The following is a 3,377-nucleotide window of genomic DNA, read 5'->3' as shown; positions in this document are numbered from 1 at the left end:
CCTGACGGCTCAGCCACCCTCCCCATGAAGGGGAGGGAGAAAGGGGCGCTCGCCATCCAGGGCTACGCCTCCCTGTGGGGCGTGGCGGATTTGAACGGGGACGTGACGGCGCGCGGGGTGTTTGCGGACAGTCTGGCCAGGACCGGCGCGGGCGGGGTGCGGATGCTGCATCAGCATGAAAGCCGCGCCGTGGTCGGCGTCTGGGACCGGATGGTCGAGGACGAGCGCGGCCTGTGGGTCGAGGGGCGGATCGAGGACTGGTCCGCCGAAGCCCGCTACGCCGCGGCCCTGACGCGGGCCGGGGCGCTGGACGGGTTGTCGATCGGCTTTCGGGCGACGAAGGCGCGACGCGACGGGCGGCTCAGGGTGCTGAGCGCGGTCGAGTTGTGGGAGGTGTCGCTGGTGACGTTTCCGATGCTGCCGGGCGCGCGGTTCGGGATGCGGGGGCCGGACGCCTGACGCCTATCGGTCGGCCAGATGGGCGGCGATGCGCTCGGCGGCTTGCGACGGCGTGCAGGCCTCGGTGTCGATCGTCAGCGCGGCGGGCGGCATGGCGGCCAGGCTGGCGGCGAACTCGGCGCGGAGGCGGCGCAGCAGATCGACCGACTGCAGCTTGCCGAAGGCGGCGCGGCTGGGCTGGACGATCCGGCGCTCCTGTTCTTCGGGCGAGACGGTCAGGGCGATGAAGGTCGCGACGCCGCCGAACGGTTCGACGGCCGTCTGGACGCGCGCGGGGAAGCCGGGATCCACCGTCGCCTCGGGCGCGAAGGTGAAGATGAGAGAGCGCCCGGCGCGGGCCGCCTCGGCGAAGGTCTGGAGCCAGAAGGCTTCGCGCAGGCGGATGAAGGACTCGGAGCCGAAGTCGAACACGGCGCCGACGGCGTCGACGACGAAGTGGTTGTGGAACAGCGGCAGGCCGGTCAGGCGCGTCAGTTCGCGGCCGACGGTCAGCTTGCCCGCGCCGACAGGGCCGTAAAGGAAGACGATCTGCATGGTTCAGAGTTTCGGCGAGGCGAGGGGACGATCGTCGCGGCGGCCGTGCAGGCCGGGCGTTTCCTGGCGGTAGCCGCGCATGGCGATGGCGCAGGTTTGGGGCGTCTGGCGCGAGGCGACGGCGGGGCTGCGACCTCTGTCATAGGCCTCACGCAGGGCGCGGCGTTCAGCCTGATCGGCGGTCGGGGCGTGGCGACGGAGATGGGCCGCGAAAGCCTGGTCGCCGGCGCTGTCGTGATTGAGATGCTCGCAGGCGCCGAGGGTCTCGAACATCCGTTGATTGACCGAGGTGTAGGCCGAAAGGCGGCCTGGCCCCGGCGACAGCCGTTGCGCCTCTGACGGCGAGGCGGCCGCGGGGCGCTGAGCCGAGGCGTCATGCGCCGTGCATGACATGAGCCCAACCGCAGACAGGGCGGCGACGGCGATCTTGAACATTGATCCATCCCTTGATCCGAGGACGGCGTAGCACGGTTCCTCGGATGCACGAAGGATCGCACGGGTTCCGGGCCTGGCCCGGTTGACGGCGCGCCGCAGGACGGTCGCGCATTTTTCTGGAGAGACCATGAAAGAGACCAAGACCGTCTCGGGCCATCCCGAGGCGCGCGCCGCCATGCACGAGATGATGGCGGCGTTCGAGGCGTTCAAAGGGGCGAACGACGCCCGCCTGGACGAGATCGAGAAGAAAGCTTCGGCCGATGCGCTGCTGGAGGAGAAGGTGGCGCGCATCGATCAGGCGGTGGCCAGCGCGCAGGCGCGCATGGACCGCGCGCTGAGCGAGAGCCGTCGTCCGATGCTGGGCGCCGAGCCGCCCGCCGTGGTCGCGGCGCCGGAGGCCAAGGCGGCGTGGGACAGCTATATGAAGTCGGGTCAGGCGCATGGTCTGGAGCTGAAGGCGGGGCTGTCGTCGGCGTCGAACTCGGCGGGCTATGTCGTGCCCCCGGAGACGGAGCGCGCCATCGAGCGCCGCCTGATGGCGGGGTCGCCGATGCGCGAGATCGCCACGGTGCGCACCGTCGGCTCGGGCGTGTTTAGGAAGCCGGTGTCGACGGCGGGCGTCCAGGCTGGCTGGGTTGCAGAGACGGCGGCGCGCCCGGAGACCGACCCGGCGACCCTGGCGCTGCTGGAGTTCTCGTCGGCCGATCTCTACGCCTGTCCGGCGGCGACGCAGAGCCTGCTGGACGACGCTCTGATCGACCTGGACGAATGGCTGGCGGCCGAGGTCGAGGACGCCTTTGCGGAGCAGGAGACGGCGGCCTTCGTCAGCGGCGACGGGGTCAACAAGCCCAAGGGTTTTCTGGCCTATGACACGGCGATCGAGGGGACGCAGACCTGGGGCCAGATCGGCGTCGTAGCCTCGAGCGCGGCGGGCGCTTTCGCCAGCGCCAGCCCGGTCGATAAGCTGATCGACCTGATCTATGCGCCCAAGGCCCAGTATCGGCCGAACGGGCGTTTCGTGATGAACCGGCGCACGGTCTCGGCGGTGCGCAAGTTCAAGGACGCGGACGGCAACTATGTCTGGTCGCCGGCGACGCGGCCGGGCGAGACGGCCAGTCTGTTGGGCTATCCGGTCACGGAAATCGAGACCATGCCGGATGTGGCGGCGAACAGTCTGTCGATCGCGTTCGGCGACTTTGCGCGCGGCTATCTGATCGTGGACCGGGCGGGGGTGCGGGTGCTGCGCGATCCCTATTCGGCCAAGCCCTATGTGCTGTTCTACACGACCAAGCGCGTGGGCGGCGGGGTGCAGAACTTCGACGCGATCAAGCTGATGAAGTTCGCGGCCTCGTAAGGGACGCTGAAGCTGGGCCCTCTCCCGGCGGGAGAGGGCTTGAGCCTCGGAGAGCCGAAGGCGATCCGCAAGGCGAAAGGGTGAGGGGCTGACGGTTCAGTCGGAGTGAGCCGCTGCGCGACGGCTGACGCCGACGGCGGCCGGGAACCCTCATCCGGCCCTTCGGGCCACCTTCTCCCATCGGGAGAAGGGACGCAGAAAACACTGGAGATTTGAATGAGCGCACCCGTGAGCCTCACGGAGGCGAAGCTGTTCCTGCGCGTCGAGCATGAGGCGGAGGACGGGCTGATCCAGACCCTGATCGACGCGGCCAGGGCGCGGGTGGAGGGGGAGGTGGGGTTGAGCCTGATCTCGACCTCTGCGGCGCCGCTGAGGCTGGCGGTGATGATGCTGGTGATGCGCGCCTATGAGCGCGGCGACGGCGAGATGAGCGCGGCGCCGGTCGAGGGGTGGATCGCGCCCTATCGCGTGGTGCGGCTGTGAGCGCGGGCGCGATGAAGGTGGTGGCGGTGCTGGTGCGGCCGGTGGCGGCGCAGACGCCCTATGGCGGGCAGGTCGTCAGCTATGAGCCGGTCGGGTCGCTGTGGCTGGCGCT

Annotated in this window: 5 protein-coding genes; 3 read left to right on the top strand and 2 right to left on the bottom strand. The window is 69.9% G+C overall.

Features of this window, described 5'->3' with window-relative positions:
- Window positions 1–24 precede the first annotated feature (24 nt).
- On the top strand, window positions 25–459 hold the full coding sequence (locus tag RT567_RS12305; RefSeq protein WP_409516175.1) for an HK97 family phage prohead protease: 435 nt from the start codon (window positions 25–27) through the stop codon (window positions 457–459).
- Window positions 460–462: 3 nt separating this feature from the next.
- Here the strand turns inward: RT567_RS12305 and RT567_RS12300 are convergent, their stop codons facing one another.
- Together RT567_RS12300 and RT567_RS12295 are read right to left on the bottom strand one after the other, a co-directional pair.
- Window positions 463–993 carry a shikimate kinase gene (locus RT567_RS12300; RefSeq protein ID WP_313576617.1) on the bottom strand — a complete coding sequence of 177 codons (531 nt, stop codon included), beginning with the start codon at window positions 991–993 and terminating at the stop codon, window positions 463–465.
- 3 nt (window positions 994–996) lie between these two features.
- Window positions 997–1,428, bottom strand: coding sequence for a hypothetical protein (locus tag RT567_RS12295; RefSeq protein ID WP_313576616.1), 432 nt, complete (start codon window positions 1,426–1,428; stop codon window positions 997–999).
- A gap of 127 nt (window positions 1,429–1,555) precedes the next feature.
- Between RT567_RS12295 and RT567_RS12290 the strand changes: the two genes are divergently transcribed.
- Together RT567_RS12290 and RT567_RS12285 are read left to right on the top strand one after the other, a co-directional pair.
- Window positions 1,556–2,782, top strand: coding sequence for a phage major capsid protein (locus RT567_RS12290; RefSeq protein ID WP_313576615.1), 1,227 nt, complete (start codon window positions 1,556–1,558; stop codon window positions 2,780–2,782).
- Between the two features lie 216 nt (window positions 2,783–2,998).
- On the top strand, window positions 2,999–3,265 hold the full coding sequence (locus RT567_RS12285; RefSeq protein ID WP_128115983.1) for a head-tail connector protein: 267 nt from the start codon (window positions 2,999–3,001) through the stop codon (window positions 3,263–3,265).
- The last annotated feature ends 112 nt before the right edge of the window (window positions 3,266–3,377 follow it).

It is taken from the genome of Brevundimonas sp. (assembly GCF_032107865.1).
Classification (GTDB): Bacteria; Pseudomonadota; Alphaproteobacteria; order Caulobacterales; family Caulobacteraceae; genus Brevundimonas.
The sequence above is the reverse complement of the archived record's forward strand: the minus strand, read 5'-3'. Positions and strand labels throughout refer to the sequence as shown.

Excerpts from the sequence above, each read along its gene's own strand:
- RT567_RS12305 (WP_409516175.1), top strand. The coding sequence starts at position 25 with ATGAAGGGGAGGGAGAAAGGGGCGCTCGCCATCCAGGGCTACGCCTCC.
- RT567_RS12300 (WP_313576617.1), bottom strand. The coding sequence starts at position 993 with ATGCAGATCGTCTTCCTTTACGGCCCTGTCGGCGCGGGCAAGCTGACC.
- RT567_RS12295 (WP_313576616.1), bottom strand. The coding sequence starts at position 1,428 with ATGTTCAAGATCGCCGTCGCCGCCCTGTCTGCGGTTGGGCTCATGTCA.
- RT567_RS12290 (WP_313576615.1), top strand. The coding sequence starts at position 1,556 with ATGAAAGAGACCAAGACCGTCTCGGGCCATCCCGAGGCGCGCGCCGCC.
- RT567_RS12285 (WP_128115983.1), top strand. The coding sequence starts at position 2,999 with ATGAGCGCACCCGTGAGCCTCACGGAGGCGAAGCTGTTCCTGCGCGTC.